At 39.9% G+C, this 5,604-nt stretch carries 4 protein-coding genes; 2 read left to right on the top strand and 2 right to left on the bottom strand.

Translation table 11 applies throughout. The features are described from left to right. Positions 1–848 (top strand): radical SAM family heme chaperone HemW (gene hemW / locus H5202_RS17300; protein WP_182773174.1); only part of this gene is annotated, 848 nt, incomplete at its 5' end. A 201-nt stretch (positions 849–1,049) separates the two neighbouring features. Then, positions 1,050–2,906 (top strand): DUF885 domain-containing protein, encoded by a 1,857-nt coding sequence (locus H5202_RS17295; protein ID WP_182773173.1) that lies wholly within the window; start codon positions 1,050–1,052, stop codon positions 2,904–2,906. Positions 2,907–3,360: 454 nt separating this feature from the next. Here the strand turns inward: H5202_RS17295 and H5202_RS17290 are convergent, their stop codons facing one another. Together H5202_RS17290 and H5202_RS17285 are read right to left on the bottom strand one after the other, a co-directional pair. Then, entirely contained in the window at positions 3,361–4,302 is a 942-nt protein-coding gene (locus tag H5202_RS17290) for a LysR family transcriptional regulator (RefSeq protein WP_182773172.1), read from the bottom strand. Positions 4,303–4,712: 410 nt separating this feature from the next. Beyond that, entirely contained in the window at positions 4,713–5,525 is an 813-nt protein-coding gene (locus tag H5202_RS17285) for a YggN family protein (protein ID WP_182773171.1), read from the bottom strand. Positions 5,526–5,604: the final 79 nt, after the last annotated feature.

The raw sequence follows: 5,604 nt of genomic DNA, 5'->3' as shown, positions 1-5,604 counted from the left end.
CCATGGAAGCCAACCCCGGTACATTAGAGCACGATGACTTTAGTGCTTACCGTGCGGCGGGTGTCACGCGCTTATCTATTGGGGTGCAAAGTTTCTCAAAAGAAAAACTTAATTTGTTGGGGCGCATCCATAATGAGGATGAAGCCAAAGTGGCGGCTGAAAAAGCCAAGCAAGCTGATTATTTAAGTTTTAACCTCGATTTAATGCATGGTTTGCCTAACCAAAGCTTTGACGAAGCCATGCATGATATCGACACAGCAACAGCTTTAGCCCCACCGCATCTTTCTTGGTATCAACTCACCATTGAACCCAACACTTTGTTTCATTCAAAACCGCCACAATTACCAGATGATGAGAACCTGTGGCAAATTTACGAGCAAGGTCAGCAACGCTTAGCGGCATTAGGTTATGAGCAATACGAAATATCCGCCTATGCAAAACCTGGATACCAATGTCGCCATAATCTTAACTATTGGCAATTTGGCGATTACCTTGGCATCGGTTGCGGGGCCCACGGTAAAATCACCCTGCCCGACTCAAATCGGATTGTGCGTACCGTAAAAATAAAGCACCCTAAAGGGTACTTGGCCGCAGAAAAATATACCTTTGAAACGACAGATGTCGTTGAAGAAGACCGCCCTCTAGAATACTTAATGAATCGTCTAAGATTGATGACTCCGATCCCTAAAACTGAATTTGAGCAGCGTACAGGCCAATCAGCAGAGGTGGTAAAAGTGGGGATGCAAAAATCAATTGAACGGGGATTATTGACGGAAACAACAACACATTGGCAATTGACGCCCAAAGGCCACATGTTTGTAAATGATTTGCTGTCTCAATTTATCTAACTTAATCAGTCGATTTTACTAAAACAATATGACTCGCAGTTTACTTTTCAACCTTACAACTGCGAGTCAACAATCAAAAACGCTTCTATCACTACATTCCACTTACCTTAAATACACACTTTCTAACATTTCTATTCACACTTTTAGCCAAAGCTTGATTAGGATATGCAGCTATAACTTAGGTACTTTGGGATGATATCAATGTCTATTAAAACAAAAACAACTCTCGTTGCTGTCGCGTTATCGAGCTTATTAAGCGCATCAGCCATTGCGAATTTGCACAACATACCGCAATTGAGCCAACAAGAAAGTACAGCGACATCAAGCCAACAAACCGAATCCGAAAAAGCCAACGCATTGTTCGAAGCCATTTTCATGGAAAATGTAATGGCAAATCCGATTAACCAAACTTACCTTGGCATCAAACAAGATTACGACAAGTGGAATGACTTGTCTGATGCCGCTGCAGATGCAGATTTAGCCCGCAGTAAACAGCAACTCACAAGGCTAACGCGTCTTGATGCCAACAAACTAAATGAACAAGCAGCACTCAGTTATGAACTGTTGAAAGCTGGCTTAGAACACACTATTAGCGACGATAAATGGCGTTATCACAGCTATCCGATTAACCAAATGTATGGTGTCCATTCTGTCGTGGCTTCATTTCTGATTAATCAACATCAAATAACTGATGAAAGTGATGCAAAAGCCTATATTAGTCGTTTGAACGCCATACCAACACTACTAGCACAATTAGAAACCTCATTAGAAATCCGCGCTAAAAAGCATATCATTGCGCCAAAATTTGTTTTCCCATATGTGATTTCTGATAGTAAAAACATTATCACTGGCGCCCCATTTGCAGATACTGGAAAAGACAGCGCGTTATGGGCTGATGCGACACGTAAAATAAATAAACTCGATATAACTGATGACAATAAAAAAGCCTTACTCGCTGAAGTTAAACAAGCTCTACTGACTAAGGTAAAACCTGCCTATGAGCAGTTAATCAGCTATACCATGTCACTAGAAGCTCGTGCGGATACTCAAGATGGTGTGTGGAAACTGCCTGACGGAGAGGCGTTTTACAATAATGCCCTTGCCCGGACTACTACAACAGACATGACAGCAGATACTATCCACGATCTTGGTTTATCTGAAGTAAAGCGTATTCATGATGAAATGCGAGTCATTATGAAAAAGGTACATTTTGCTGGCAACTTACAAGAATTTTTCGTGTTCATGCGCGATGATAAACAATTTTATTATCCTGACACAAATGAAGGTAAAGCGGCCTATATCACTCAAGCAAAGTCTCTTATCGATACCATGGAGTCTCGGTTAGATGAAGTATTTACCATTAAGCCTAAAGCAGAATTAGTGGTACAAAAAGTAGAGGCGTTTAGAGAGAAATCAGCAGGTAAAGCATTTTACGATCAACCAGCACCGGATGGATCTCGCCCTGGCACCTATTACGCTAATTTATACAAAATGAAAGCGATGCCAAAGTATCAGATGGAAGCGCTTGCTTATCATGAAGGGATCCCTGGTCATCACATGCAAATTGCTATTGCACAAGAACTGCAAGGTATTCCAAAATTCCGTAAATTTGGTAGTTACACTGCTTATATTGAAGGCTGGGGACTTTACTCAGAATACTTCCCTAAGGAAATGGGCTTATATGCCGACCCATACTCTGATTTTGGCCGTTTATCGATGGAGCTATGGCGTGCATGCCGTTTAGTGGTTGATACTGGGATACACGCTAAAAAGTGGACTCGTGAACAAGCTATTGCCTACTACGTTGAGAATACTCCAAACGCTGAGTCTGATGCGATAAAAATGGTTGAACGCCATATTGTTATGCCATCACAAGCGACAGCGTATAAAGTGGGAATGATTAAAATACTACAACTACGTGAGCAGGCTAAAAAGGCACTAGGAGCTAAGTTTGATATTCGCGAATTTCATACTGTAATTCTTAAAAATGGTCCATTGCCATTAGACATACTTGAAGAGCAAGTAAACAAGTGGATTAAACAGGTTCAATCACGGTAATTTTCAATAACAGATCCACTCGAACTAACATAAAACGGCAACCTGAGGTTGCCGTTTTTTTATCAAATTTCACAAAAAAATAACCCCAGAACAAAGTCTGGGGTAACCAAGTAAACTAGGATGATGGTTTTAAGGTTGGCATTATTTTAGTTCGAAAACCATTGCCAACACTGATTCAAAATTTGCTACCTTGCCGATTTGTACGCCTAACTGAAAAGGGGTCATTTCTCAGAAAAACGCAGGGTTCAAATCACTTCGAATCAACTAACACCCATTGTATTGATATCAGAACAGAGTTCAACTAGTTAACAAATGTAAATCGCTAACCTCTTGATTAGCAACTTACTAATAAACTAATCAATCAACTCCTTAAGCAATTTAAAATCAAAAACTTAAAAGAAATCCGCAAGGTAAGTTGCGGCTTTGTTTTAAAACATGAACAATGTTTCCACTTTTACTTACGAAGTTTATACAAATGGTCGAACTTAGCATCCCAATAAGGTGGGCTACTAATGTGTGTTTTAATGAAATCAATGAAGGCACTAACCTTCGGAGCTAAATGCTTACGACGAGGATACACTGCTTGCAATGGCAGATTATGAGTCAATTGCCAGTCAGGTAACATAGGCACTAATGTCCCTTGAGCAATTTCATCTTCCATTAAGTAACTGGCTAAATAAACAATGCCTAAACCACTCACTGCGGCTGATTTCAATGCAGGTGCATTATCGACACGGAAATTACCAGATACGCCAATTTCGCAATAGTCTTCGCCCTTTTTAAATTGCCACATACTGTGCTCATGCCACTCACCTTGATACACCAAACAATTGTGATCAACCAATTGTTCAGGTCGGCTAATGTTGCCATGCTGAGCAATATACCCAGGAGATGCGACTAACAGGAACTGGCATTTCATTAACGGTCTTGCCACCATACCCAGCGGTAATTGCTCAGACATGGTTAACAATAGATCTAAGCCTTCACTGACAACATCGACTTTATGATCAAGTAAGCTAACTTGCAGTTCAAGCTCTGGATGTCTGGCCATAAATGCCGGTAACGCTGGAATTATATGCATGGTGCCAAATGATTGCGAAATCCCCACTTTTAACACACCACGAGTAGCATCATTTAAGTTGTGAACACTTGAAACAGCCTGCTCTGCATCACGAAGAAGTTCTTCGCCTTGTAGATACAATAAATTGCCGGCTTCAGTAAGGCTTAAACTGCGAGTTGTACGCTGAATAAGTTGCACACCAAGTTTATGTTCAAGATCTGCAACTTGAGTACTTACTTTAGATTTAGAAATGCCAAGACGTCTGGCTGCAGCACTAAAACTTCCTGCACGTGCAACATGAGTAAAAATTGCGATAGGTTCTAACAGTTCTAACATGAAAGTCGCCTTAAGCTGGTTACGACATTAATAAAAATTTCAGATATCTATTGGCCATTGCTGGTAACTAAACCTTGCTAGGCGTTAATATCAACATGCAAATATTATGATTGTTGCAGTCAAATGAGCACTAAAACAAACTAATATCGCCAATCAACACAAACAAATGAAGGTTCTGAAATATAACCACATCTAAAGTAGAGTGTAATTTTGTAACAATTGCCGTGAGTATAACAAAAAAAGCTTCTATGGCTCTATATTTATAATTGACAATTTTTTTATCAGAACAAAGCAACACTAGCTATAGCGGTAATGCAGCTATAATTGGCACAAAAAAAAAGCCCCTGTGTCTTTAAAAAGAGCACAGGGGAAAGTCAGGTGTCCGGGAAGACAGGTTGAACAAAATAAATTTACTCTTTTAGCTCGCCTAGTTTAGCTAATGTATAGGGTGCAAGTTCTGGAATGGCTTTGCGCACTTGGCTTTCTAACACTAATAATCCTTCAAAATTATCACAGATTTTATCAGCCCGTTGTTCAAGTCCTTGGGATTGCGACTCCAGTTGTTGCTCGATGTCTTTACCGACATTATCCATTTTTTGTGAAAACGCATTCATTTTCTCTTCAAATGAACCACCTTCAGAAGACATGATCTGGCTACCTAAAGTCATCATTAATGATCCCATTGAATTGGTGACCATTTGTTCTATCTCTTGCTCAAACTCTTCATTAAATGCATGTTCAATTGAAGACTCTGTTGATCCTAAATAAAACTTATCGCCTTGTTGGTAAGCCATAGTGTCAATACGCGTTTGAATCCCTGTCATTAGCTTATCAATTTGGCTACCTGTAGCATCACCAAATATTGGGGTTAACGCCATATTAACCGCTTGAGATGCCATTGAAACGACATCACCCACTAAATCAATTACATCAGGTACTTGACGGGATAGCTCATCAGAATATTGAGTGAGTAATTGTTGTTGTTTAGCGTCTAAAGAGACTTTTTTACCGTCTACATACAGTTGCTCGAGTTCGACGCGGTATTTCTCGGATCCATTATCACTAATCTGCAATTTTTTAGGTTCAACGGTAACGTCATAGTTTAATGTCACATTGCACTTTTCATCATTAATTGACATTTTTGCCATGGCGGGAGTCAGCGCCCCAGCAGTAAATAACATGCTGGTTAACGCTACACTACAAATCAACTTCTGTTTGGTCATGATAAAAATCCTTTTGCTATATGTATATCAATAATTAGGTCGGATATGGATCTTATAAAGCACAAGCTATGCCAACAAC

The sequence above is a fragment of the Shewanella sp. SG41-4 genome, from assembly GCF_014164505.1.
Lineage (GTDB): Bacteria > Pseudomonadota > Gammaproteobacteria > Enterobacterales > Shewanellaceae > Shewanella.
The sequence above is the reverse complement of the archived record's forward strand: the minus strand, read 5'-3'. Positions and strand labels throughout refer to the sequence as shown.

Coding starts and splice junctions, on each gene's coding strand:
- H5202_RS17295 (WP_182773173.1), top strand. CDS start 1,050: ATGTCTATTAAAACAAAAACAACTCTCGTTGCTGTCGCGTTATCGAGC.
- H5202_RS17290 (WP_182773172.1), bottom strand. CDS start 4,302: ATGTTAGAACTGTTAGAACCTATCGCAATTTTTACTCATGTTGCACGT.
- H5202_RS17285 (WP_182773171.1), bottom strand. CDS start 5,525: ATGACCAAACAGAAGTTGATTTGTAGTGTAGCGTTAACCAGCATGTTA.